General features: G+C 58.0%; 26 protein-coding genes. 8 read left to right on the plus strand and 18 right to left on the minus strand.

All coding sequences use genetic code 11. The features are described from left to right. From IFU29_RS03800 to IFU29_RS03810, 3 genes are all read left to right on the plus strand, one after another. Window positions 1-936 carry an ABC transporter substrate-binding protein gene (locus IFU29_RS03800; protein ID WP_191932733.1) on the plus strand — a complete coding sequence of 312 codons (936 nt, stop codon included), beginning with the start codon at window positions 1-3 and terminating at the stop codon, window positions 934-936. Between the two features lie 192 nt (window positions 937-1,128). Then, a complete protein-coding gene (locus IFU29_RS03805) occupies window positions 1,129-2,343 on the plus strand; it encodes an FAD-dependent oxidoreductase (RefSeq protein ID WP_191932734.1) in 1,215 nt (404 codons plus the stop codon). A 117-nt stretch (window positions 2,344-2,460) separates the two neighbouring features. Beyond that, window positions 2,461-3,582 carry an ABC transporter substrate-binding protein gene (locus tag IFU29_RS03810; RefSeq protein WP_191932735.1) on the plus strand — a complete coding sequence of 374 codons (1,122 nt, stop codon included), beginning with the start codon at window positions 2,461-2,463 and terminating at the stop codon, window positions 3,580-3,582. A 151-nt stretch (window positions 3,583-3,733) separates the two neighbouring features. Here the strand turns inward: IFU29_RS03810 and IFU29_RS03815 are convergent, their stop codons facing one another. Then, complete coding sequence (locus IFU29_RS03815) at window positions 3,734-4,765, minus strand: methionine synthase (RefSeq protein WP_191932736.1); 1,032 nt, start codon at window positions 4,763-4,765, stop codon at window positions 3,734-3,736. Window positions 4,766-4,792: 27 nt separating this feature from the next. Then, window positions 4,793-5,770, minus strand: coding sequence for a DUF1852 domain-containing protein (locus IFU29_RS03820; RefSeq protein WP_191932737.1), 978 nt, complete (start codon window positions 5,768-5,770; stop codon window positions 4,793-4,795). A gap of 323 nt (window positions 5,771-6,093) precedes the next feature. Between IFU29_RS03820 and IFU29_RS03825 the strand changes: the two genes are divergently transcribed. Beyond that, window positions 6,094-6,303: a DUF6434 domain-containing protein gene (locus IFU29_RS03825; protein ID WP_191932738.1), complete on the plus strand. Its 210-nt coding sequence runs from the start codon at window positions 6,094-6,096 to the stop codon at window positions 6,301-6,303. 227 nt (window positions 6,304-6,530) lie between these two features. Here IFU29_RS03825 and IFU29_RS03830 read toward each other — a convergent pair whose 3' ends face one another. Further along, entirely contained in the window at window positions 6,531-6,881 is a 351-nt protein-coding gene (locus tag IFU29_RS03830) for a DUF3147 family protein (RefSeq protein ID WP_191932739.1), read from the minus strand. 159 nt (window positions 6,882-7,040) lie between these two features. Then, window positions 7,041-7,124, minus strand: a complete 84-nt coding sequence (locus IFU29_RS22765) for a hypothetical protein (protein ID WP_423244811.1) — start codon at window positions 7,122-7,124, stop codon at window positions 7,041-7,043. 200 nt (window positions 7,125-7,324) lie between these two features. Between IFU29_RS22765 and IFU29_RS03835 the strand changes: the two genes are divergently transcribed. After that, a complete protein-coding gene (locus IFU29_RS03835; protein ID WP_191932740.1) occupies window positions 7,325-7,810 on the plus strand; it encodes a GNAT family N-acetyltransferase in 486 nt (161 codons plus the stop codon). 64 nt (window positions 7,811-7,874) lie between these two features. On the opposite strand, the gene yajD is transcribed toward IFU29_RS03835, so the two are convergent. The 7 genes from yajD to IFU29_RS03870 all read right to left on the minus strand — a co-directional run bounded on the left by yajD (window position 7,875) and on the right by IFU29_RS03870 (window position 16,178). Continuing rightward, window positions 7,875-8,222, minus strand: a complete 348-nt coding sequence (gene yajD / locus IFU29_RS03840; RefSeq protein ID WP_062742647.1) for an HNH nuclease YajD — start codon at window positions 8,220-8,222, stop codon at window positions 7,875-7,877. Between the two features lie 148 nt (window positions 8,223-8,370). Continuing rightward, entirely contained in the window at window positions 8,371-9,801 is a 1,431-nt protein-coding gene (locus IFU29_RS03845) for an ABC transporter ATP-binding protein (RefSeq protein ID WP_191932741.1), read from the minus strand. After that, window positions 9,798-10,598: an ABC transporter permease gene (locus tag IFU29_RS03850; RefSeq protein WP_062743078.1), complete on the minus strand. Its 801-nt coding sequence runs from the start codon at window positions 10,596-10,598 to the stop codon at window positions 9,798-9,800. Before IFU29_RS03850 ends, IFU29_RS03845 begins: the two co-directional genes overlap by 4 nt. Then, on the minus strand, window positions 10,598-11,533 hold the full coding sequence (locus IFU29_RS03855) for an ABC transporter permease (RefSeq protein WP_191932742.1): 936 nt from the start codon (window positions 11,531-11,533) through the stop codon (window positions 10,598-10,600). The genes IFU29_RS03850 and IFU29_RS03855 overlap by 1 nt, the downstream gene beginning before the upstream one ends. Continuing rightward, window positions 11,530-13,053 carry an ABC transporter substrate-binding protein gene (locus IFU29_RS03860; protein WP_191932743.1) on the minus strand — a complete coding sequence of 508 codons (1,524 nt, stop codon included), beginning with the start codon at window positions 13,051-13,053 and terminating at the stop codon, window positions 11,530-11,532. Before IFU29_RS03860 ends, IFU29_RS03855 begins: the two co-directional genes overlap by 4 nt. Window positions 13,054-13,353: 300 nt before the next feature. Beyond that, on the minus strand, window positions 13,354-14,808 hold the full coding sequence (melB, locus tag IFU29_RS03865; RefSeq protein ID WP_137269295.1) for a melibiose:sodium transporter MelB: 1,455 nt from the start codon (window positions 14,806-14,808) through the stop codon (window positions 13,354-13,356). 65 nt (window positions 14,809-14,873) lie between these two features. After that, complete coding sequence (locus IFU29_RS03870) at window positions 14,874-16,178, minus strand: alpha-glucosidase/alpha-galactosidase (protein ID WP_191932744.1); 1,305 nt, start codon at window positions 16,176-16,178, stop codon at window positions 14,874-14,876. 245 nt (window positions 16,179-16,423) lie between these two features. On the opposite strand from IFU29_RS03870, the gene IFU29_RS03875 reads away from it, so the two are divergent. From IFU29_RS03875 to IFU29_RS03885, 3 genes are all read left to right on the plus strand, one after another. Next, the gene (locus tag IFU29_RS03875; RefSeq protein WP_191932745.1) at window positions 16,424-17,251 is read left to right on the plus strand and encodes an AraC family transcriptional regulator; all 828 of its coding nucleotides are present in this window, start codon (window positions 16,424-16,426) and stop codon (window positions 17,249-17,251) included. 75 nt (window positions 17,252-17,326) lie between these two features. Continuing rightward, the gene (locus tag IFU29_RS03880; RefSeq protein WP_191932746.1) at window positions 17,327-18,091 is read left to right on the plus strand and encodes a hypothetical protein; all 765 of its coding nucleotides are present in this window, start codon (window positions 17,327-17,329) and stop codon (window positions 18,089-18,091) included. Window positions 18,092-18,218: 127 nt separating this feature from the next. Continuing rightward, window positions 18,219-18,857 (plus strand): TetR/AcrR family transcriptional regulator, encoded by a 639-nt coding sequence (locus IFU29_RS03885; RefSeq protein ID WP_191932747.1) that lies wholly within the window; start codon window positions 18,219-18,221, stop codon window positions 18,855-18,857. Between the two features lie 39 nt (window positions 18,858-18,896). Here the strand turns inward: IFU29_RS03885 and phnE (IFU29_RS03890) are convergent, their stop codons facing one another. The 7 genes from phnE (IFU29_RS03890) to phnL all read right to left on the minus strand — a co-directional run bounded on the left by phnE (IFU29_RS03890) (window position 18,897) and on the right by phnL (window position 25,136). Continuing rightward, window positions 18,897-19,790 (minus strand): phosphonate ABC transporter, permease protein PhnE, encoded by an 894-nt coding sequence (phnE, locus tag IFU29_RS03890; RefSeq protein ID WP_191932748.1) that lies wholly within the window; start codon window positions 19,788-19,790, stop codon window positions 18,897-18,899. Beyond that, entirely contained in the window at window positions 19,787-20,656 is an 870-nt protein-coding gene (gene phnE, locus IFU29_RS03895; protein ID WP_062742657.1) for a phosphonate ABC transporter, permease protein PhnE, read from the minus strand. The genes phnE (IFU29_RS03890) and phnE (IFU29_RS03895) overlap by 4 nt, the downstream gene beginning before the upstream one ends. Window positions 20,657-20,719: 63 nt before the next feature. Continuing rightward, window positions 20,720-21,643: a phosphonate ABC transporter substrate-binding protein gene (phnD, locus tag IFU29_RS03900; protein WP_191932749.1), complete on the minus strand. Its 924-nt coding sequence runs from the start codon at window positions 21,641-21,643 to the stop codon at window positions 20,720-20,722. Window positions 21,644-21,681: 38 nt separating this feature from the next. Beyond that, window positions 21,682-22,530, minus strand: coding sequence for a phosphonate ABC transporter ATP-binding protein (gene phnC, locus IFU29_RS03905; protein ID WP_191932750.1), 849 nt, complete (start codon window positions 22,528-22,530; stop codon window positions 21,682-21,684). 229 nt (window positions 22,531-22,759) lie between these two features. Next, window positions 22,760-23,299, minus strand: a complete 540-nt coding sequence (gene phnN / locus IFU29_RS03910) for a ribose 1,5-bisphosphokinase (protein WP_191932751.1) — start codon at window positions 23,297-23,299, stop codon at window positions 22,760-22,762. Then, complete coding sequence (gene phnM / locus IFU29_RS03915) at window positions 23,299-24,435, minus strand: alpha-D-ribose 1-methylphosphonate 5-triphosphate diphosphatase (RefSeq protein ID WP_191932752.1); 1,137 nt, start codon at window positions 24,433-24,435, stop codon at window positions 23,299-23,301. Before phnM ends, phnN begins: the two co-directional genes overlap by 1 nt. Continuing rightward, window positions 24,432-25,136: a phosphonate C-P lyase system protein PhnL gene (phnL, locus tag IFU29_RS03920; RefSeq protein ID WP_191932753.1), complete on the minus strand. Its 705-nt coding sequence runs from the start codon at window positions 25,134-25,136 to the stop codon at window positions 24,432-24,434. The genes phnM and phnL overlap by 4 nt, the downstream gene beginning before the upstream one ends. Window positions 25,137-25,237: the final 101 nt, after the last annotated feature.

A 25,237-nucleotide genomic window follows, 5' to 3' on the forward strand; every position in this document is an offset into this window, starting at 1 on the left:
ATGATCAAGAACATCTGCGCCGGACTGCTGTTAAGCGGAGCCTGCAGCAGTGGGGCGATGGCTGGCGAGAAACTGACGCTGGTACTTGACTGGTACATTAATCCGGATCATGCGCCGATTATGGTGGCAGAGCAAATCGGTGCCTTTAAGGCCGAGGGACTGGACGTGACGATTATCCCGCCTTCCGACCCGTCGCTGCCGCCGCGTCTGGTGGCGGCCAGACAGGCGGACCTTGCCATCACCTATCAGCCCCAGCTGCATTTTTTCGCCGATGATGGCCTGCCGCTGGTCCGCGTGGGAACGCTGATTAACACACCGCTGAATACCGTCATCACCCTGGATAAGCGTATTACCTCCCCGTCAGGGCTGAAAGGCAAGACCGTCGGTTATTCGGTCAGCGGCATTGAACAGGTGACGCTGAGCACCATGATGAAGCATCAGAAACTCAGCCTGAAAGAGATAAAGATGATTAACGTTAACTTCCAGCTGACCAGCGCCCTGCTGGCCGGGCAGGTGGATGCGGTGATCGGCGGTTACCGCAATATTGAAGCGGAGGAGCTGAGGTTGCAGGGTAAAGATCCGGTGGTGCTCAACGTCGAGGATTACGGCGTACCGGCTTATGACGAGCTGGTGATTGTCGCCAACCGCGACAGCGTGAACGAACCGAAGGTGAAGAAATTCCTCGCGGCGCTGAAAAAAGGCAACGACTATCTGCAAAAACACCCGCAGGAGAGCTGGCTGGCCTTTGCTAAAGCGCACCCGGAACTGAACACGGAGCTGAACCGCGTCGCCTGGCAGAAAACCCTGCCGCTGTTTGCCCGCGATCCGGCATGGCTCGACGTGAAACGCTACACCGACTACGAGCAGTTCCTGTTTAACAATAAGCTGCTGAAAAAGATCACCCCGGTTGCAGACTACGCGGTGGAACTGCACTAACCCCCTGCGGGCGACCGGAAAAAAGGCGTTCATCACACCCCGTGTGCATCATCGGCACAGTCGCAGCAGCACTTTTCGATTGCCGGGTCGGGCTTCTTTTTCGCACGACCCGACCTTACCCGGCGATAAAAATTCGCCAGAGATAATGATAACTATTATCATAAATCTCACACCCACCTCCCCGGAGTCACTATGTCCCCCTTCCCCCCTGAACGCCTTACCACCGACTGCTGCATCGCAGGCGGCGGCCCGGCCGGACTGATGCTCGGCTACCTGCTGGCCCGCGCCGGTGTGCAGGTGGTGGTGATTGAAAAACACGACGACTTTCTGCGCGACTTCCGCGGCGACACCATCCATCCCTCTACGCTGCAAATCATGCACCACCTTGGCCTGCTCGACGAACTGCTGCAGCTACCGCACCAGCGTGCGCCGCGCCTGGAGGCTGAGATCGGCGGTGAAGAGGTGACGCTGGCGGATTTTTCCCGCCTGCCGGTCAAATGCCGCTTTATGGCGTTTATGCCGCAGTGGGATTTCCTCAACTTTCTGAAAGAAAAAGCCTCCGCCCTGCCGACGTTTTCGTTCTATCCCGCCACGGCCTTCAGCGAACTGCTGCATGACGCTGACCGCGTCGCCGGCGTGCGTGCCACCCATGCCAGCGGCAGCAGCGAGATCCACGCAGCGCTGGTGGTGGGCTGCGACGGGCGGCACTCCAGGGTCCGACAACAGGCCGGACTGACCGGGCGTTCGTTCGGTTCGCCACGGGATGTGCTGTGGTTCCCGCTCAACAAGCGTGACGATGACCCGGAATGGAACACCGGTCATAAAGGGCCGAAGCAGAACTTTATCATGCTCGATCGCGGCAGCTACTGGCAGTGTGGTTACTCCATCACCAAAGGGGATTACGAACCGATAAAGGAGAACGGGATTGAGGCATTTAAACAGCAGGTTGCTGCCGTCGCCCCGTTCCCGGTTGAACGCATGACGGAGCTGACGGACTGGCAGCCGGTCAAACTGCTGGATATTCGTATCGACCGGCTGGATGCGTGGATGAAGCCCGGGGTGCTCTGCATCGGGGATGCGGCTCACGCCATGTCACCTATCGGCGGTGTCGGGGTGAACCTCGCCATCCAGGATGCGGTGGCCGCGGCCAATATTCTCACGCCCGCCCTGCGCAGCGGCAGCGTTCCCCTGCGTCTGCTAAAAAAAGTGCAGCAGCGGCGTCAGTTCCCTACCCGCGCCACGCAGTTTATCCAGATAAAGATGAGTGGCAAAAAGCGTAAAGAGGGGGAAAGCAGCCCGCTGCCGCGCATCATTAAACGTTTCCCGTTTCTGCCGTATGTCTTTGGCTGGATTATCGGTCTGGGCTTTCGCCGCGAGAAGCCGCGTCGTTTCAGGGCGCGGTCCTGAAACAGTCTCTTGCAACAACAGCATTTATCGTTCAGAGGTTGTTTAGCTTTCGTTTAACAACCGATGAATAAAAATGATAATAATTATCATCTCTTTTCTGGCAGGAATACCGATACCATGAGCCCGTTGAAAACCTTACCCGCGCTGCTGCTCGCCGCGATGCCATGCCTGGCGTTTGCCACCACCTATCCTGTGACCGTCACCGATATGGACGGACAGAAGCTGGTGATACAGCACCCACCGCAGCGGGTGATCCTGCAGGATGGCCGCGACATTCTGAACCTGGCATTGCTCGACCGTGAAGACCCGTTTAAGCGGGTGGTTGCCTGGAATAACCTGCTGAAAAAGCAGGATACCGGCAGCTGGGAGATGCTGAAAAAACGCTGGCCCGAGGCAGAAAAGATCCTCGACATGGGCTTTTCTGACCAGGGGGAAGTGAACCTTGAAACCGTCATCGCCAGAAAGCCTGACCTGATGATCGCCCAGCTGCGCGCCAAACCCGCCCTGAAACAGACCGGCGTCCTGGATCAGCTCAGTGCGCTGAAGATCCCGGTGCTGTTTGTTGATGATGAACTGCACCCGGTTAAGAATACCGCGGCCAGCGTCACTCTGCTGGGCACGGTGCTGGATCAGGAAGCGCGCGCGAAGGCCTACACGGATTATTACACGCAGAAGCTCAATGCCGTTCAGGCTGCGGTCAAAGACGTGTCGTCAAAACCGCGGGTGTTTGTTGAACCGATTGCCGGCATCGGCGGCGGCGGGGCCTGCTGCTTCACCCACGGCCATAACGGCTGGGGCGCGTTAATTGAAGCGACGGGGGCAAAAAATATAGGTTCTGACCTGCTGCCGGGCACCAGCGGCACCATCGCAGTGGAGAAAGTGATCAGCCTGAACCCGGACTACTATGTGATGAGCGGCTCGAAGCGCGGCGGTAAAGCCAGCCCGGTGATCCCTCTGGGTTACAATACTGATATCAGCGAGATCAAAGCCAGCTTCGACCATCTGCGCGATCGTACCGGTGTGAAAGATATCCCGGCGGTGAAAGCGGGCAGAGTCGCCGCGGTTTACCACCACTTCTATAACCACCCGTATAACATTATTGGCATTGAGATGCTGGCAAAGGACTTCTACCCGCAGCAGTTCAGCCAGACCAACCCGACCGCGGACTATCATCATATTATCCGCACGTTCACCCAACTGCCGGATGAACCGATTAATATCGAATATCACCCGCAATAATCTTTTCCCGATCGCTGACCAATCGCGCTGAATATCAGCGCGATCGGTCTTTCCCTGCTGCCTAACCAAGTGAGCCGCGTGCCTCCTCTGCGAGGCGGTTTAGGGTCTGCGCTACAACATCGTTATGCAGAATGGCGACGATCTGATGGCGTTATTTCGCCGTCAGTTCCCGGCGCACGATCTCTGCGCCGGCGCTTAACGCCTGCAACTTACCTCTGGCAACCTGACGGGATAACGGGGTCATTCCGCAGTTGGTCGAAGGATAAAGCTTGTCGGCATCAACAAACTGCAGGGCCTTACGCAGCGTCTCCGCGACTTCCTCCGGGGTCTCAATGGTATTAGTTGCCACATCAATCGCCCCGACCATCACTTTTTTACCGCGGATCAGTTCAATCAGATCCATCGGCACGCGAGAGTTCTGACACTCCAGAGAAACGATATCGATGTTAGACGTCTGCAGCTTAGGGAAAATTTCTTCATATTGCCGCCATTCTGACCCCAGCGTTTTTTTCCAGTCGGTATTGGCTTTGATGCCATAGCCGTAGCAGATATGCACCGCCGTTTCACACTTAAGCCCTTCAATGGCCCGTTCCAGGGCAGCAATACCCCAGTCATTCACCTCGTCAAAGAACACATTAAACGCAGGCTCATCAAACTGAATAATATCGACACCGGCCGCCTCTAATTCTCTGGCTTCCTGATTGAGAATTTTAGCGAATTCCCAGGCCAGTTTTTCACGGCTTTTATAGTGGCTGTCGTACAGCGTGTCGATCATGGTCATCGGGCCTGGCAGTGCCCATTTGATTGGTTTGCTGGTTTGCTGGCGTAAAAATTTCGCGTCTTCCACGAACACCGGCTTCTGGCGGCTGACAGCACCGACCACGGTCGGCACGCTCGCATCATAGCGATTGCGAATTTTGACGATTTCACGTTTCGCAAAATCTACGCCGCTGAGGTGCTCAATAAAGGTGGTCACAAAATGCTGGCGCGTCTGTTCGCCGTCACTGACGATATCGATACCCGCCTGACGCTGATCTTCCAGGCACAGGCGCAGTGCGTCGTGTTTACCGTCGATCAGCTCGTCCCCTTCCAGTTTCCAGGGTGACCAGAGTGTCTCAGGCTGTGCAAGCCAGGACGGTTTCGGCAGACTGCCTGACGTCGATGTCGGTAACAAAATTTTCATAACAGGTGACCTTAATTTTTTAGTTAATCAAAGAACGTAATGGGCAGACCATTGCTCAAGAAGCGCACGGTAGGGTTTGATAAAATGTTCTTCAGTATATTTACCCTGCTCAATAGCCAGCTGGCTGCGTTCTTCGCGATCGTATACAATTTTCGTTAATACATAATCCTGCTGATTCAGGTCAGGCTGATATTCCTGCCCCGCCACCGCATTCGCATTATAAATTTCCGGGCGGTAGATCTTCTGGAACGTTTCCATCGTGCTGATGGTGCCGATCAGCTCCAGATCCGTGTAGTCGCCGGTCAAATCCCCGGTAAAATAAAAGGCTAGCGGCGCAACGCTACCTGACGGCATAAAATAACGCGCCTGCAGACCCATTTTATTGAAGTAATGGTCAGTCATTGACAGGGCATTTTGCTGATATTCCACACCCAGTACCGGATGGCGATAGTCAGTCCGGTGATAGGTATTTTTACTCGACACACTCAGACAGATCACCGGTGCTTTAGAAAAATGGCTTTTATAGGTATCCGAATTGACGAAACTTTTAAATAAGTTACCGTGCAGGTCACCGAAATTGTCGGGCGTACTGAATTCAGTGCTGTTCCTGTTGTGCTCTAACAGAACGACGCTAAAGTCATAATCACGCACGTAAGAGGAGAAATTATTGCCGGTGATACCCTCAATACGCTCGCCCGTTTTATGGTCCACAATATGGTTTTTCAGTATTTCGATCACCGGAAAGGGAATACCTTTCCCTTCAACATCCATGGCTACAGAAATAATTTCCAGCTCAACGGAATAACGATCGCCCTGTGGATTATCCTGACAGGCGAGAGTATTAAAACGGTCGTCGATCATTTTCAGCGCATTGCGCAGATTGTCCTGACGCTTGTCCCCTCTGGCCAAATTAGCAAAGTTGGTCGTAATACGCGTATTTTCAGAGGGATTATAATTTTCGTCAAAAGTAAGGCTTTTAATCGTAAATTTTAATTGATTATTCATCGTTAGCTTGTCCTGATTTCTGATATAAAAACCTGAAGGTATTTCTTGCTTTTTCAGTGTTTTTTACTTTAATTTTTCTGGTTTTCTTATTCAGTCATCTTCATACTGGCCAGAGCTTATTGCATGGCTTATTTATGACAGAGTCGCTGAATGAGTAAAAGTGATTTAATTTCACCGCTGCATGAGTCATCTTCATGATCGGTAGGCAGGAGCGGTTCTGGCATCATGGCTGAAGCGCTGACTGAGCGGGGCCTCTGCTGGACGCGGAAGAGACAAGGGCCGGTGACGTCATCACGATGACGCGTTATCAGGAACAGGCAAACATGAAAACTGACTGGCACAGCGCCGCGCTGACCCCTGAAACCCTGGTGGATGCAGGCTATAAAAATACGCAAAACGTCCGCCGCTTTATGATCGCACAGTGCGGTGAACGCTTTCGCTTCGACCGCGACTTTATGGCATGGATACGAAATGACACGCGCAAAACTCTGGCGGAGGTTGTCGCCGAGTGGAAGCGCAGACATCCGGCATGAAAGTCATTATGAGTGCAGATATAGCCAGACCTGGCAGAATGGCAAAACACATCGCCACAACGCTTCAGCACAGCAGCTTTATATGCTTTGTTTAGAAGTCCGCTATTCGCTCACTGCGAACCTTTAGCTCGTTTGCTTTGTGCCAGGAGGGGATATTGCAAACTCCTTTGTGTATTCAAATACAGCAGCGACTCAACCATTACAGGCAAATGGGCCGCCAATTCCCCCTAGATAAGAATGATACCAAACCGTTTCAGCAGCAGCGCCCAGAGCGCGAAGAGCAGTACCGTAACTGCGCAGGAGATTAATAGCGTGAACCAGAAGCCAATGCGTTGATAAAGAAAAGGAAACAGGATGAACATTGGTAAGGTTGGAACTACATACCAGAAAGTGTACCAGGCATGAGCGGCGATCTTCTCCTGCGTCTGCCCTTCGAGTTTCATCCAGACAAGCACCAGTACAGTGACCAGTGGTAAGGCAGCCAGCAGGCCGCCCAGGCGATCGCTGCGCTTTGCCGTTTCTGAAATCAGCACCACCATAAAGGCGGTAATAGCATATTTGGAGATGAGCCAGAGCATAGTTGTCCCGTTAATTATCATTGAGCCTGCGAACCGGATTGTTTATTTCAGATAAGAACGAATAACTGCCATAGTCTCTTCCAGATCTTCGCTTCTTTCCTGCACGTAGCACTTTCATTCATCAGGGTTCCCGGATAGGCCCTTCCAGCCGTTCGCTCATCAGCCCATTATTAGCCCTCGTACCGCAGCGACCTGCTGCTGCACCTTCAGACACTCTTCTCCAGATTCAAGGGCATTTTCCAGCGAGGCCGCCTGTCATTTATACGTCGTACACACGTAAGCAATTTTATTCGAACGTCCACTCCCCGCTCATAGCGTACACCCTGGGTTTACCGCCGCTGCGCAATTATCCAGTCCCTTTCCTGGTTGACTTCAAACACCGCTGCTCACCCGATATACTCTTTTACCTGTCGTTCACGCTTTGTAAAAACAAGAGGCTAACGTTGAATATTGTCTTAGAAAAATTCAGTCAACAGGACTTTGCTGACTATTTTAAGCTGGTCAGCAATGCACAGGTGATGGCGATGATCACCGAGCGTGCTGTCCCCCATGATGAAGCCCGCCGCGATTATGACCAGCTGTTAAAAGACAATGCGGAATCCGCAGAGCTGGGGCATTTCAGGATTTCAGATGCGCAGGATGGCCACTTCATCGGACTGGGTAAACTGTTGCCGCTTGCTGACCCGCCCGGGACCGCGGAGCTGGGGTATATGCTGCTACCGGATTACTGGGGCAAAGGCATTGCCAGCCAGGTTGCCGCGTGGCTGATGGATCGGGCGCACCACGCTACAGCGTTAACCCACCTGATAGCCATCATCGATCCTGCGAATCTGGCCTCAAGAAAAATTCTCATCAATCACCATTTCACGTCGCAGGAGTTCAGGGAGTTCGACGGTCTGCCTGGCGAGATTCTGGGCCGGGCGCTGTAAAACTCTGTCCCGGCCTGAAAGAACCGGCCCGTCGCGTTTGCCACGGCCCGGTTCCACCGACAGCCTATTTCTTCTTATTCAGCAGCGACTGTAAGTCAGCAAAGGGATTGTAGGTTGCCGCTGCTACGTCGTTCTGCGCGTCCTCTCCCGCCACCACGCGGGTGCCGTACTGGTCAGCTTCGGTGTACTTCGAGTGTTCGTGATCGTGGCAGTACAGGCACAGCAGCTCCCAGTTGCTGCCGTCTTCCGGGTTATTGGTATGGTCGTGATCGATATGGTGAACCGTTAATTCACGCAGGTTGGAATAAACAAATTCGCGGGCGCAGCGTCCGCAGACCCACGGATAAATTTTCAGGGCTTTTTCACGGTAGCCGCTTTCCAGCCGCGCGTAGTTTTTGGGGATCAGAGCCATTGCCGGTGTTACCTGTCACAGAGGGATTATTGTCGATTGGCTGCCAATATAGCCCACAATGAACGGAAGGAAAAATGAAAGAGAACCCGGTTTTATCTTCGGAGTGACAGACACCCCCGCACCCGAGGTGGGGGGTGTCTGCCTGAGATTATACGATCGCGGCCTCCTGACTCAGCATGGAAGGGGCATGCTCCTCACCAAAGCGAATACGCCGGTGGCTGATGTGGTCAATCAGCGCCTGATCATGGCTGACCACCAGCAGCGCACAGTTTTGCCCCGCAGCCACTTCCACCAGCAGCTCAATGGTCTGCTGCTGGGTCAGCAGATCGAGCCGTGACGTCGGCTCATCGGCAAACAGAAACACCGGATCCAGCAACAGCACGCGCAGCAGGGCAAAACGCTGCAGCTCACCGCCGGAGATCTCGCCGGGGTGGCGATCGAGCAGCAGCGGGCGCAGCTTCAGACGCGCCATCAGCGGCGCAATGCGGTCGCCGTTCAGCCGGTGCCGTTTCACCACGTCGCCCAGCGCCTGACGCAGCGTCACGCGCGGGGCAAAGGCAGAAGGCGGATCCTGGAATATTTTCTGATAGCGCACTGCCGCTATCTGGCGGTCGCGCACCACCGTCCCGCTGTCGGCGGAAAGCAGGCCGAGCAGGATATCGCCGAAGCTGCTCTTGCCGCAGCCGCTGGGGCCGGTAATACCGATAACCTCACCCGCATGGATACGCAGTGACTGGTTGCTGAACAGCTGACGTCCGCCGCGATGCAGGCTGAGGTTATGGGCTTCCAGCACCACCTCCCGCGTGGGCACCGCCCGCCGGTGGGCGGACCAGCGGGACGGATCGGCCGCCAGCAGTGCCTGGGTGTAAGGGTGCTGCGGCTGCGTCAGTACCTGCTCTGCACTCCCCCGCTCGACAATCTCGCCGCGCAGCATCACCGCCACCTCGCCGCCAATCTGCCGCGCCAGTTCAATATCATGGGTAATGGTCAGCAGCCCGCCGCCCGCCTGCACTTCCTGTAACAGCAGCGCGATCACCTCATCGCGCCGCGCCACGTCCAGCCCTTTGGTTGGCTCATCGGCGACGATAATGTTCGCTCCCCCCGCACGTGCAGCGGCAAAGGCCACGCGCTGGGCCATCCCGCCGGACAGCGCCTGTGGCAGGCGATCTGCCGCTCCGGCCACGCCCAGCGCCGCCAGATCGTCCCGCGCCGCTTCCCGCGCCGGTCCCTTCTTCATGCCGCGCAGAAAACGGTAGCTCTCTGCCACCTGTTCCCCCGCCCGCATGGTCGGGTCAAGCGCCAGCCAGGGTTCCTGCGGCAGGATCCCCAGGGTATGGCCCCAGAGTGCGCGTGCCGGGCGGCTGGCCAGCGGGTGCGCCCTGCCAGCAAAGTGCAGGGTGCCCCCGGCTTCCAGCCCCGGCGGCAGCGTGCCGATCACCGCCTGAGCCAGCAGGCTTTTACCGGACCCGGTCTCTCCCAGCAGCGTAAATGGCTGTCCGGCCCGCAGGGTGAAGGAGATCGGCTGCACCGGCAGGTCGCCGCCGGTCACCGTCGCCTGGTCAATATCCATCAGGATCATGATTTCTCCCTCCCTGCCAGCAGCAGCAGACTTAACACCAGTAAAAAGACCACGGCCACCGGCTGCAACAACGCATAAGGTGCCTCTTCGTAGTACGGCAGCAGTTCGGTCATCATCAGCCCCAGCTCCGGGGTGGGTGGACGTACGCCAACGCTGACAAAGCCGAGCGCGGCGATCGCCATTACGGCACTGGCCGCACCAAACGCCGCGACGGTCAGCACCACCGGGGCCATCTCCGGCCACAGATGGCGGCGAAAGATCAGCCACGGACTGAGTCCCAGCAGCCGCGAAGCCTGAACAGCGGGTGAACTCAGCACCGGCCGGGCAATGGCGCGGCTGATGCGGAAGTACTCAACCCACAGCAGCAGCGAAATACCGACATACAGCATCACGGCGGAGTCCGGCACCAGCGCGGTGAGCAGCAGCACCAGCAGCAGCCCCGGCAGCGCGAGAAAAGCATCGGCCAGCAGCGACACGCCCCGGTCGACCACGCCCCCCCGCCAGGCGGCGAGTACTCCAAGCAGGATGCCGGGGATCATCGCACTCAGCACGCTAACCAGCGCCAGCCCCAGCGACAGGCGGATGGCCGCCGTCAGGCGGGCAAACAGCGAACGTCCCAGGTGGTCATAGCCAAACGGCGCGCTGAGGTTGGGCCACTGCAGCGCCAGCATCAGCTTCTGGCGCACCGGATCCTGCGGCCACAGCAGCGGCAGTACAAAAGCAAAGATCACCAGCAGCAGCAGCAGCGCCGCACCGGTGCGTTGCGCCAGCGAACTGCGGCGCACTATCGTCATCATCATGCGTTCTTCCTTCGCGGATCCAGCCAGTAACACAGCCCGTCACTCAGGGCATTGAGCAGGACAAACATCAGCCCCATCACCAGGGCTGTTCCCTGGATCATCGGCACGTCACGGGCAAAAATGGCGTGTACCAGCGCATGGCCAATGCCCGGCCAGGCAAACAGGGTTTCCACCACGATCACCCCTTCGATCAGGTAAATAAACTGCACGCTGAGGTAGGTCACCAGCGGCACGCTGACGTTGCGCAGTCCGTGACGCCAGAACAGCGTGCGTTCGTTCAGCCCTTTGGTGCGGCCAAACGTATACCAGGCCGCCTCCGTGACCTGGCGCATGGCGTTGCGCGCCACCCGGCTGGACACCGCCGCCAGCCCGAGCGCCAGCGTCAGCGCCGGCAGCAGCACGTGCTGCACGTTGCCATACCCGGCCGCAGGCAGCCAGCGCAGGCCGAGGGCGAAAATCAGTACCAGAATCAGGCCGAGCACAAAGTGCGGCAGCGCGCGCAGCGTGGTGGACAGGGCCAGCAGCATCCGGTCAAGCCGGCCGCCGGGGGACAGTCCGGCGAGGATCCCCAGCGGCGGACCGAGCAGCAGCGACAGCAGCAGCGCCACCGCCGCCAGCAGCAGGGTCTGCCCCAGCTGATGACCCACCTCTTCCATCACCGGCGCACCGGAAACCAGCGAGTTACCGGGGTTGAAGTGCAGCAGCTGCACAAACCAGTCGGCCAGCGCCTGCCAGGCCGGGCGATCCAGCCCCAGCTCCTGCTGAACCGCACTGGCGGCGGCAGCATCCACCCGATCGTAGCCGTAACGCCCGGCGGCGATGCGGTAAGCCATATCCCCCGGCAGCGAGCGCATCAGGACAAACGTCAGGCCGCCGACCAGCAGCGCCACCAGTCCGGCCTGCAGCAGGCGGTAGCCCAGTATCCGTATCATTCAGCCCACCCCATCTTTTCCAGCCCAAAGGTACGTTCGAACGGATCGAGAGTAGCCCCGCTCAGGCGTGGGGATACCGCGGCGGTCTGCTGATACCAGGCCACCGGAATAACCGGCAGGTCGGTTTGCAGAATATGCGTCAGCTGCTGGCGTTCGGCCTGGCTTTTTGCCGGGTCGCGGCCCTGTACCAGATCGGCCAGCGTCTGGTTAAAAGTGGCGTTGTGCCAGTTCATCGCCCCCCAGTCCCCGCCCTGTGGGGCATAGTCCTGCAGCAACGTCCCCAGCGGATCCGGGGTCAGCGCGAAGTTACGGGCCACCAGGGCCAGTTCCAGCGTGCCGTCATGATGTTTAGCCGCAATTTCCCCGGCGTTAGTGGCGTTGATCGCAACCTGTATGCCCACCTCACGCAGCTGCTGCTGGATGGCTGCGGCAATCAGCGGCAGCTCCGGGCGATCGGGATAGGTGGTCAGCGTCAGGGAAAACGGCTTGCCGTTACGCTGCAGCGTGCCACCGGCTCCCGGCGTCCAGCCCAGTTCTGCCAGCAGCGCCTTCGCCTGCTGTGGCTGACTCGTCAGCGGGGTCAGGCTGGCGTTATGCCACTGCGCCACCGACGGGGGAAACAGCTGGCTGGCCGCCGCCGGGTAACGCAGGATCGCCCGGGCGATACCTTCACGATCCAGCGCCATACTCAGCGCCTGACGAACGCGTACGTCCTTCAGCAGCGGGTGGCCCGCATTGACCTTCAGCAGCACGCTGCGCGGAATGGAGACCGCCAGCAGCTGCACATTGCGGTTATTTTTCAGGCGGCTGCGGCTGGCAGGATCGAGGTTCAGCACCATATCGGCATTGCCGCTTTCCGCCAGCAGCGCCCGGGTTTCCGCACGTCCTACGGCCATATAGCTGGCCTGTTCTATGGCAGGCGCTTTGCCCCAGTAGTCGTGAAAACGGGTGACCGTCAGTTTCTGCGGTGCCTGCAGTGAGGTCAGGCGATACGGGCCGCTGCCGACAATCTGTACCACTTTATTTTTCGCATCGTAAGCAGCCGGGGCGAGGATCTGGGCGCGGTTTTCCGCCAGCATACTCAGCAATGGGGTAAACGGCTGGCTGAGGGCAATAACCACTTTTCCCTCTTCGGCACGAATGGCGGTAATCGGGGCTTTATCCAGCAGGCCAGGCTTGCTGCGCGAAACGTCCAGCGCATGGACGACGCTCTCTGCCGTCAGCGCGCTGCCATCATGGAACTTTACGTCAGGACGTAGCGTAAAGCGCCACAGCAGGCCGTCGTCAGACACTGTCCAGCTTGTCGCCAGGCCCGGCAGCGGTTGCCCGGCGGTATCAGCACTGACGAGGGTTTCAACAATCGACATTTTCAGAAAGATATCGCCGGAGAGCGTCGGGTCAGTCCCTTTGATTTCGAAGGGGGCCACCAGCGCGGCAACCCGCTCAGGGGCTGCGCTGGCCGGGGCGGCTATGGCTGCCAGCATCAGGGCCAGCAGCGGCGAGCGTAAAAAAGTGTGCATCAGATTATCAATCCTTTATCCAGAGAAACGGAACAGCGCAGGCTGAAGCCCGCGCTGCGGATGATAACTGTTACTTTATAACATTACAATTGGCAATCGATGGTTACAGTTCCCCGTATTTAACGGGGATTCTGTGTGCATTGGGATACCGCCTGGGTGTGTCAGTCTTTTTTGTCGCTGACAGTCTGGCTTCAGGTCTGAGGCCAGTTTAAGCACGCCGGATCGGCAAATCCGCCTCCCTGCGGGCCTCGTCACGCGACGTCCTGTCGCGTGGCGGCCGGCTTACCTCAAACACGTCCACTACGGTTTGAGGTGACCCGGATTCAACGTCTCAGAGGCATATCTGCCCTCAGCGTCACTCTCCAGCGGCCTGACCTGCGCCGTCATCACCCCCTCACCTTCGCCGTATTTATGCTGTAAGGCCCGCTGCATCTCATGCAGGATTTCTCCATCCAGCTTGTAGTGGCGCAGATAGATCCACAGCGTCAGGACAAAGAACAGCAGCGGTACGCCGATCATGATCCCCTGCATTCCCACAATCGTGCTGGCCGACTGCTGCACGCCCGGCACATAGCCCACCACCCCCAGCATGACGCCGATCAGCAGCCCGGCAAAGGCCGCACCGGCTTTGACCACCATCGTCTGCACCGAGAAGGCGATACTTTCGATGCGCACGCCCAGCGCATAATCCCCGTAGTCGACGGTGTCCGCGACCATAATGACCAGCATTACCCAGAAGAATGCGCCGCCAATATTCACCAGGATCCCGGACAGGGAGATCAGCGTGGCGCTCTGCGGTGCGTACATCCCCACCGCCAGCAGCAGCAGGCAGCTCATTACCGGCAGCACCGACGCGCTGATCCAGATCGCCCGGCGGGAGAAACGTGCAACCAGTTTCGGGAAGCAGAGAATGGCAATCAGGTTGGCAATCCCGGCGTACATCATGTACCAGGGGAACAGCTCCGCCCGGCCCACCACATAGGTGAAGTAATAGATGGCAAACGCCGTAATGACGTTGTGCGCAAGGTTCCACGCCAGGGCCATCAACAGCAGGGCAAACAGCGGACGGTTGCGGAAAATCATACTGACCACCGCTTTAATCGTGGTGTGCTCTGGCGCATTCGGCACGGCAGATGAGGAATATTTCTCTTCAATATTGCGCAGGGTAATGAGGGCCGACAGGATGAAGAACACCACGAGGATCAGCGAAAACAGCATAAATCCCTGCCCTTTATTGCCGTCCCCCAGGTAGTTAACCAGCGGCAGACCGATGACGCCGGTGGTATAACCGGCCAGGCTGGCAAAGAAACGCGGCCACGGGATCAGCGCTTCACGTTCGCGCTTGTCGAGGGTGATGCAGGGCACCAGCGACCAGAACGGCACATCCATCAGGGTATAGGTAAAGCCCCACAGCAGATAAGTGGCCCAGATCCAGGCAATCAGCGCGCCGCCCTCAAAGTGATGGGCACAGAATACCGACACCAGCACCACCGAGTTCGTCAGCGTACCGATCAGGATCCAGGGTTTAAACTTGCCCCAGCGCGTCCGGGTACGCTCGACAATCCAGCCCATGACCGGGTCAAAAAAAGCATCCAGAATACGGGCGACCAGGAACAGCGAAGCCACCATGCTCACCGATACACCCACCACGTCGGTGTAGTAGTACATCAGATACATATAGATAATGCCGATGGCAAAATCCTTACCGAAAGCCCCCAGCCCGTAGCTGATTTTTGTTTTTACTGAAACTGTCATCGTTGTCTGTCCCTGCCAGTGTCATCATGCAGGGCCCCCGCAAAGGAGCCCTGCGCCAGAGAGCGTTAGCGGTAAGCCGGAAGCCAGTCGCCGTGGGCGGCAATCAGCTCATCACAGAGTTTCACCGTGTCATCAATCGACAGTTCAGCGGAGGTATGCGGGTCGAGCAGTGCGGCGTGATAGATATGATCCTTCCTGCCGGTGATGGCTGCCTCAATAGTCAGCAGCTGAGTATTGATATTGGTGCGGTTCAGCGCGGCCAGCTGCGGCGGCAGGTCGCCCACGAAGCACGGCGTCACGCCCTGCCCGTCCACCAGGCACGGCACTTCCACACAGGCTTCGGTCGGCAGGTTGGTGATCAACCCGTGATTCAGTACGTTACCGCCAATTTTGTAGGGAACGTCGGTCTCCATCGCTTCAATCATCCACGAGGCATATTCATGGCTGCGGGTGTGGGTCAGATTCTCGTTCTGCGTCAGCTTGTCACGCTGCTGGTGCCAGCGATCAATCTGTTCGATACAGCGGCGCGGATACTCATCCAGCGGAATATTGAATCGCTCGATCAGCTCAGGGTAGTTGCGCTTGATCCAGTACGGCATATATTCCGCATTGTGCTCTGAGGACTCGGTGACGTAATAGCCAAACACGCGCATGATTTCATGCCGTACCATATCGTCATGCTTATCGGTCAGCGCCAGCGCGCGACGTTTGATCTCCGGGTAAATATCTTCCCCATTGCGGGTGATATTCAGCAGCCACGCCATATGGTTAATCCCGGCAATCTGCCATTTCACCCCGTCCGTCGGCATATCCACAGACTTCAACAGCGTTTCGGCACACACCTGCACGCTGTGACACAGGCCGACGGTTTTTATGCCGGTGTGTTGCAGCATGGCGCCGGTCAGTGAGGCCATCGGGTTGGTGTAGTTCAGCAGCCACGCGTCCGGGCAGACCGCTTCCATATCACGGGCAAAGTCCATCATCACCGGGATGGTGCGCAGCGCGCGGAAGATGCCCCCAATACCGAGGGTGTCGGCGATGGTCTGGCGCAGGCCATATTTTTTAGCGATCTCAAAATCGGTGATGGTGCAGGGATCGTAACCGCCGACCTGAACGGCGTTAATCACATAGCTGGCCCCCGCCAGCGCACGGCGACGCTGCTCAACGCCGGCAAATTTTTCAATTTTCGCTTTGCCCTGGCACAGATTCGCATTGAGGTTATTCAGCATCAGCCACGAGTCATTTAGCCGTTCGGCATCGATGTCATACAGCGCGATATCAACCTGCTGTAATGCCGGCGTGGCCAGAATATCCCCCAGCACGTTTTTCGCAAAAACCGTACTGCCCGCCCCAAGAAAGGTAATTTTCATTGTTGTGCCCTTTTAACCAGTGAAGTGAAGTTGCCCTCACTCTAGGCAGCGGGGGGCCAGCTGCCTATGTCATTTTTTGACATTGATATGGTGAAAAATGACGCCGGAATCGAACTGTGATCTGGCTCGCTAAATACTGCCGCTGGCCGTCATGATTGCCGTTTGATATCACAAAATGACGTTACCGCGCTGAGCATGAAAGAAAATAAATGCTGTAATAAGCTGATAAAAAACAGGAAAAAGTGATGCAGAAAGATATTCACCCCCACGACATCGCCCAGTTTGGACTGAACATTTATCAGTATGGTCATGAGGTCTGTGCCAGTCAGCACAGCTACGGCCCGGCGGTCCGCCAGCATTATCTTATTCATTATGTGATAAGCGGTGGCGGAACACTGTTCGCCGGTGACCGGCGCTGGCCGGTGCGCCAGGGGGAAGCCTTCCTTATCCATCCACACGAGATCACCACCTATAAGGCGGATAAGCAGCAGCCCTGGGAATATATGTGGCTGGAACTGGACGGGCTGATTGCCATAAGAAGCCTGGAAAAATGCGGTTTACGTCGTGATATGCCGATCTGGCGGCCAAAAGATACGCTTTCTGCGAACGACGCCGCGCAGTGCCTGCAACAGCTGGTGGCACAGGACCCGGTGCATTCGCTGAGAATTGCCGGGCTGACCTGCCTGTTCCTCGATGCCTTAATCGCCAACGTCCATCACGCGCAGAAGGAAGAAGCAGGCAGCGGTAACAAACATCTGGATAATGCCGTTCAGTTTATGGAACGCCACTACCACCGCAGCGTGAGCATTGGCGAGGTCGCGCAATACTGCAACATTGACCGCAGCTATCTCAGCCGGCTGTTCCAGCAGCAGTTTGGCTACGGGCCAAAACAGTATCTGCTCCTGCTGCGTATGGACGTGGCAACATCCCTACTGTCCGATCATAGCCTTCCGGTAAAAATTATCGCTTACTCACTGGGTTACACCAGCCAGATGCAGTTTGCCAAAGTCTTTCAACAGCATTTTCACTGCTCCCCCACCCAGTGGCGGCGAGAGAAGGCCAGAATGGCCTGATGAGTGGCTGAGATTCTGCCATACTCTCTGGCACTGCCTGGCTCAGCCCCGGCCCTCTTTACCGTGAGGCGCACGATGAATACTGAACTCAGCCCATCCCCTGCCTACGGCCAGCTGCATGCCGCCCTGCTTGAACAGCGTTCCCGCGCAGCGTCAGCCGAAGCGATACATACCGTTAATCGGGCGTTACTGGCCGGAGAACGCGTGAGTGCGGCGTTTTATGACCTCAGCCTGCTTAAGCTCCTGCAGCAGCGCAAAATTATGCCGGTGCTCCCTGCTGAAACCGCCAGAGAAGTCGAGCAGTTCATCGCGGAACTCACGCCGGTGATCCCTGACCACCTGTCCGGTGAAGCCCAGTTCTGTGCGCTTCAGCAGCGCGTCAACCAGCTCAGTGAGCATTTCCACTGGCAGCACGCCAGCCTGGCGCTGGTGCAGAACGCCCTGTTCGTCCGCACCTGGCACCACTGGCAGCAGACGTTAGAAACGCTGTTCAGCGCCGGTGATAACGCGACGGTCTTTCAGCGCCTGGAGCAGGTTTTGCATGATTCGAGTGGGAAAATCCCGGTGCTGGGCGAGGCGCGTGAACTTTACCGGGCGCTGGAGGGATTACTGGTCCGCTGCCGCCAGAAAGCGGACGAGCACGGAGGCGAACAGGTGGGGCTGGCAGGCTACGTGGCAGCCGCTGACATCGCGACACGCGGCATTATCACCTTTGGTGCCACTGCCGAAGCGGTGCTGCGCGGCCGCCCGCTGCCGACAGAAGCCCAGCTGGCGGCGCGCATTAAGCACCATCACGCCAGCGTCACCGACCGCACCCACCCCTGGTTTTCGACCCTGTGATCCCTTAAGCCTTCCGAGCTCCCGGATTCAGCGCAACAGGTGTTCTGTGCCGTGATGTTTGAAAATCCGCGCTTCAGGCGCTACTCTGGCCGCGGTTTTCACTCAGCATTACGGGTATTCAGTCATTATGCCAGCCCCCGCCAGACGCAAAAACGATCCGGAAGGATTAAAAAAACGCATCCTCGCCAGCGCCCTGACCACCTTTGCCGCGTTCGGCCTGCAGGGTGCGCGCATGGAACAGATCGCTGAAGAGGCACAGACCACTAAACGCATGGTGGTCTACCATTTCAGTAATAAAGAGCAGCTGTATATTGAGGTTCTGCACCTGGTGTATCGCGAGATCCGCCAGCACGAGAGCGGACTGAACCTGGCCGATATGTCGCCGACCCAGGCCATCGCGCGGCTGGCCGAGGCCAGCTTCGACTATCACGTGGCTCATCCTGACTTTATGCGGCTGATCTGTAGTGAAAACCTGATGCGCGGGCGCTATATCAGCCAGTCAGAGACAATTAAGGCGCTTAACCAGAGTGCGCTGGACGTGCTGGATGCCGTGCTGATCAGGGGGAAGCAGAGCGGGGAGTTTGATGCCGCCGTCACCACTGTCGACGTCCATCGCCTGATCAGCAGTATCAGCTTTCATAATGTCGCCAATCACTACACCTTTAATGCGCTGTTCGGTGGCAGTGAAACCGGGCAGCAGAGCCTGACGCGTAACCGGAAGCTGGTGGTTGATGCCACCCTGCGCTATCTGCGCGCCCCCGGTTAACGTACTGCGCTGACGGGCCCGCCCTGGCCTGCGGGGGGCTTACGGCGGATTCGTTTGCTGGCCAAACAGCGGCACCGGCTGCCCGCTGATGTAGCGCTTACGCAGCTTCGCGGAAATATAATCCATCATCATCACAATCACCACCATGATCAGGGTGATGAACATCACCACATCCCAGTTCCACAGCCGCATATTTTCGGCATAGACCAGCCCGATGCCGCCCGCCCCGACAAAGCCCAGAACCGCAGCGGAACGCGTATTCGATTCAATCTGATACAGGCTGAGGGCGAGGAAGCTGGGGAAAGACTGGGTGAAAATGCCGTAGCGGTGTTTCTGCAGGCTGTTCGCCCCCACCGCATTCAGCCCGCGACCCGGTGAACGCTCCACCGCCTCGTGACCTTCGGCATAGAGTTTACCCAGCAGCCCGATGTCCTGCATGATAATCGCCAGCACCCCGGCCAGCGGCCCCATGCCGACGGCACGGACGAAAATCAGCCCCCAGATCGCCATATCAATGCCGCGCAGGATATCCAGCAGACGGCGCACCACCAGCGCGACAGGCCGCAGCAGCGGTGATGACATCACGTTACGCGCCGCCAGGAACGAGAGCGGCAGTGCCAGCAGCGTCGCGGTGAGTGTCCCGGCGAAGACAATCGCAATGGTGATAAAAATCTGGCTGAAATAGTACGCAAACGGCCAGTTCGCCACGTCATGCCAGACAAACATGCGCATAAAATAGTGTGCCAGCTGGCCCAGGCCAATCGTCAGCTGCTGCCAGCTGATACCGAACTGCGTAAAGAAAAACACGTAATAAAGCACAATCGCCCCGGCAATCAGCCCGGTGCGGCGCAGGTAAGCCCGCTGGATGGCAAACAGCGCCTGATGCTGCTGTTTCATTCCTGCCAGTTTTTCACTGCCGATTAATCCCATCATAGCCGGTTCCCTTCCACCACACGTCGACGCACCCGGCCGGAGACCATATCCAGCAGCGAGACCACCAGAATAATCAGGATCAGCGTCATGCTGACCTGGTCATAGCGGTCGAGTTTAATGTTGGTCATCAGCTCCTGGCCGATGCCCCCTGCCCCCACCAGCCCGAGAATGGTCGACTGACGGAAATTCACCTCGAAGCGCATAAAACCATAGGAGAGAAAGACCGGCTTCACCTGCGGCCACAGGGCAAAGCGCATACGCTGGAGCGACGACGCCCCGCACGATGCCAGCCCGCGCACCGGCCTGTCGGAGGCGCTTTCAATAGCTTCATAAAACAGCTTGGTCAGGCTGCCTACGGTGTGCAGCGCCAGCGCCAGGAAACCGGGGATCACCCCAATGCCAAACGCCATCACGAACATTACCGCCCACGCCAGTTCGGGCATGGTGCGCAGAAAAGCCACGGCGGTGCGGATAGCGAAACTGACGCCGCGCGGTGTCTGCGTGTTGCTGGCGGCAAAAAAGGCCAGCACGCCGGCAATCATCACCGACACCAGCGTGGCGGCCAGCGCCAGCTGCAGCGTTTCCCAGATCAGCGGCAGCTGGATATGCAGGCGATAGCCCCAGTAGGCAAACGAACCTTCCGTATGGCTGTCGGCAAACAGCTGAGAAACGTGCAGGACCGGCACGGTTTCGGCCAGATAATCAAAGAAGTTCGGCAGCGACACCCAGATGGTGTGCAGATTAAATTCAGCCAGATGGCCGGAGGCGAGATACAGCACCAGCAGCGTCAGTGACCACAGCAGCGTATCGCGCTTTTGCCTGCCGCGAACCTGCTGGTAATAGCGTTCAAAATCGGGATGTGTCATGCGGATACCGGCGTCAAGGGCCGTCAGACGACGGCCCTGATCAGTGGAGAAATAAGCAGAGGATTAACGGGCTTTGGTCAGCGCACGTTTCATATCAATAATCGCCTGATAGTCGGCGACGGTGGCCGGGCCGATATGCTGCGCACCGCCAACGGCTTTAACAAAGCAGCTGTGGTGTTCGGTATCCAGCTTTTTGATGGCGGTGATCAGCTTCGCCTTGAAATCAGCCGGCAGTTTGTTGCTGACCAGTATCGGCCCGTTCGGGATCAGCGGTGACTGCCAGATAATACGAATTTTCTTCATCAGGTCCGGGTTACCGGCGCGGATCATGCGGGTGAACGCGCCGCTGGTGTAACCGGTGTTGTAATCCCCGATCATCGAAGCCCAGGTCACGGCCCCGTCAAACTGGCCGTTCAGCACGCCCAGCACATCCTGCTCGTGGCCACCAGAGAAGGTGACGCTGGAGAAGTGGCCGTTATATTTATCGTCCACCGTGCCGCCGAACTCTTTCTTAAAGCTTTCATTGGGGATCAGGAAGCCGGAAGTGGAATCCGGATCCGCCATACCGAAGGATTTGCCTTTCAGGTCAGCCAGCGTTTTGTACGGGCTGTCGGCTTTGACCACCACCACCGAGTGGTAGCCGCGTGATTTATCCGCGTCATCCACGACGATGCCGACCACGTCGACCGCCTTAGGATCGTTAATGTACACCGAGGCATAAGACGAGGGTGACATACTCAGCACCATGTCGACCTTGCCGCCAATCAACCCCTGGATCACGCCTGAGTAGTCAGACGAGTTACGCAGTTTGGTATCCACGTTCAGCTCTTTGTCGAAGAAGTCTTTCACGCACTGGTTATCACCAATCTGCTGCGTGGCATTCTGACCGCCGAGGATACCTAAGTTCAGTTCTTTTGGTGCATCGGCGGCGTTAACGCTGGCTACCATGACGCTACTGATTACCGCTGCGAGAATGATTTTTTTCATTGCTGAGTTCCGTATCCCATAAAAGTAGTATTGCCCGGTCAGGCCTGGAGGTCTTCGTTACGTTGAGAAATGTCGTCGCCGTAAAGCACGTGCAGCAGATCGTCCGTCAGCTCCGAGGGGTGCCCGTCGAACACAATACGCCCCTTAGCGATGCCGATGGCGCGCGTGCAGTACTCTTTCACCAGCTCCACCGAGTGCAGGTTGACCATCACGCTGATCCCGTTGTGGCTCACCTGGCGCAGCACATCCATAATGCGTCGGGTGTTTTTCGGGTCGAGGGAGGCCACCGGCTCATCGGCCAGTAAAATTTTCGGGTTCTGCATCAGCGCACGGCAGATAGCCACCCGTTGCATCTGCCCGCCGGAGAGATTTTCCGCACGCTGTAACGCCTGGGGCAGCATATTCAGCCACTCCAGCAGGCCAATGGCGCGGGCGCGGTCTGCGTCGGGGAAGATTTTAAAGAAAGATTTCAGGGTCGATGTCTGGCTCAGGCGGCCCAGCAGAACATTGGTCAGCACATCCAGCCGCGGTACCAGGCAGAAGTCCTGGAAGATCATGCCGCATTCGCTGCGCCACTGGCGCATCTGCCGGGTATTCAGCTCAACGATGTTCTGCTGCTGCCCATTTTCATGGAAGTTGAGGATCTCGCCTTCGCTGGCCGGGATGGTGCCATTGAGCACGTGCAAAAGGGTCGATTTGCCTGCGCCGCTGCGGCCAATGACCGCCACCAGTTCCCCGCCATGCAGGTCAAAATTAATATCCTGCAGGACGCGCGTCTGCGTGCCGTAAGATTTGCCTAAGCCCTTAACCGCCAGCACTTTCGCGCGCAGAGCAGCCTGTGGCACTGTCTGCTGCTCGGAAGCAATCTTTAATAATGCCTGTGCCATATGTCTACCGTCGTCAGGTTGCGCGTGATTCGCTGTGGCCCTATTAAGTACGCCAGCGATGAAACTTTAATGACAGGGGGGTGATGGAAAAATGACAGGAGCCTTTTGGCTCCCGGGAGCAGGGGAAATCGGGGGTGGGAATATCATCCGTACTGAGAATGGTTGCAGATGCCATGAGGGCTGGCGGGTGAAACGACTGTCACCGGGAACATTTTTTGCCTTACACGCCCTACCGATCAGGCTGCGCCAGCAGCGCCGAAAAGCCCTGTAATGTCTTGCCCAGCGGCCCGTCATTATTCAGCGTGATGCACCCTGCCGGGCCCGGCTCCGCTGCGCGTTTCAGCCGCTGGCTGATGGCCGCCTCATCCTCGCGCCCGCGCTGGCGCAGGCGGCTGGCCAGCACCTCAGGCGATACCTGCAAACAGACAGCCAGCAGCTGTTCACCGTAGCGCTGGCGGGCCGCGGGCAGATGCAGCCGCGAACCGTTGACCACGACGTCCAGCCCGGCCGCCAGCCAGCGGTCGATTTCAATGCCGAGCGCATAGGAGTACTGATGCGCCTGCCAGTCGAGAGCAAACAGGCCATGCGCACGCCGCCGTCGGAACTCCTGCTCGCTGAGGGCAACGTGATTCTCGCCCCCGGCGCTGGCGCTGCGGGTAATATAGCGATGCGCGACAATGACCCGCTCCGGTGCGCACTCGCGCAGGGCCAGCAGCAGGCTGTCTTTACCGGAGCCCGAAGGCCCCATCAGCCAGATCAACCGCCCCATCAGAACACCGGCCTGCCCTGCGCCCAGACGCGGGCAACATGCACCTGTTCCCGGTGCTGGCGCACCAGCACCAGATCGGCACGTTTGCCCTCACCGATCGTGCCGCGATCGTCAAGGCCGATGGCGCGGGCAGGATTACGCGTGACCAGCGCCACGGCCTGAGGAAGCGTCATGCTGTTGCTTTCATCACGGGCCAGACGGAATGCCGCATCCAGCAGGCTGGCCGGATAGTAGTCAGAGGAGAGGATATCCAGCAGATCGATCTGCGCCAGCGCGCTGGCCGCCACGTTGCCAGAGTGCGAGCCGCCACGCACAATATTTGGCGCACCCATCAGTACCTGCAGGCCCAGCTCGCGCGAAGCGCGTGCGGCCTCTTCGGTGGTCGGGAACTCTGCGATCACACTACCGACCCCTTTCGACTCCACGACGTGCTCATACGTCGCATCATCGTGGCTGGCCAGTGGGATATGATACTGACGGCACCAGGCGGATATGGCCTCGCGGTTCGGGGCTGACCAGCGTGCGGCCAGCCGCAGCTGATCGGCCTCATAGGCATCGAGCTGAACGTCGCTGAGCTGATACTTGCCGCCAAAATAGGTGCGCCATGCCGCCAGCGACACGTACTGACGCTGGCCCGGAGAGTGATCCATCAGCGACACCAGCGACAGCGCCGGATTGCACATCAGCTGTTCAAACAGCGGCAGCGTGGAATCATTTGGCAGCTCACAGCGCAGGTGCAGGCGATGTTCCGCGCGGTTCAGGCCGTGCTTCTGGCTGTGGCGGATCGCATCGATCATCTTGTTCAGATTCTCCATGCGGTGGCCGCCGTCGCGCACGTCGCCGACGCCGATGGCGTCCAGCACCGTGGTAATGCCGCTGGCAACAATCAGCGCATCATGGCTGCTCATGGCAGAGTGCGCAGGCCAGTCCACCTTCGGGCGCGGGGTGAAGAATTTATCCAGATTGTCAGTATGCAGCTCGACCATGCCGGGCATCAGCCAGCCGCCCTCGCCGTCAATCGCTGCCGGAAGCTGGCTTTGTGTGTCAGAGAAGGCGCGGATCACGCCGTTTTCACAGGCCAGTGACCCCGCCACCACTTCATTTTCCAGGATCAGTTTGACGTTATTGATGATCATTCGGCGTGCTCCAGGGCAACAGGTTGCATCACATGCAGACGGTCAGCGATGCGATCGCGCACCGCGTTATCATGAAAAATGCCGACAATGGCCGCGCCGCGCTGCCGCGCCTCTTCAATCAGCGCCACCACCGCAGCGCTGTTGGCAGTATCGAGTGAGGCCGTTGGCTCATCCAGCAACAGGATCGGTGAGTCGGCAATAAACCCCCGGGCGATATTAACGCGCTGCTGCTCACCGCCGGAGAAGGTTGAGGGTGCCAGCGCCCACAGTCGCGGCGGCACGTTAAGACGCGAAAGCAGGGATTTTGCCCGCGCTTCGCTCTCGTCACGGGCCACGCCGCGCTCCAGCAGCGGCTGCATCACCACCTCAAGGGTGGAAATCCGTGGGATCACCCGCAGGAACTGGCTGACCCAGCCGATCGTCTCGCGGCGGATAGCGAGGATCTGCCGCGCCGGGGCACTCACCAGATCGACCCACTCCTGCTGATGCGCCACCCAGATATGCCCGCTGTCCGGCAGATAGTTGGCATACAGCGACCGCAGCAGCGTGGACTTACCGCTGCCCGAATGACCGTGCAGCACCACACACTCTCCCGCCGCCACCTGCAGCGAGGCGTTACGCAGTACCGGCAGCTCTGCGCCGTGCTGATTGTGCATCACAAAGGTTTTTGACAGATTTTCGACGCGCAGTTTCAGATTCATTTTCATTCCCTGCAAAAAGGTTAATCCCCCAACGGGACGACCACAAAAAGGTCACCTCGTCTCCGTCGTGGCCGACCCGCTTTTCCGGTCGGCCAGCAACG

The sequence above is a fragment of the Erwinia persicina genome (assembly GCF_014838825.1).
Classification (GTDB): domain Bacteria; phylum Pseudomonadota; class Gammaproteobacteria; order Enterobacterales; family Enterobacteriaceae; genus Erwinia; species Erwinia persicina_A.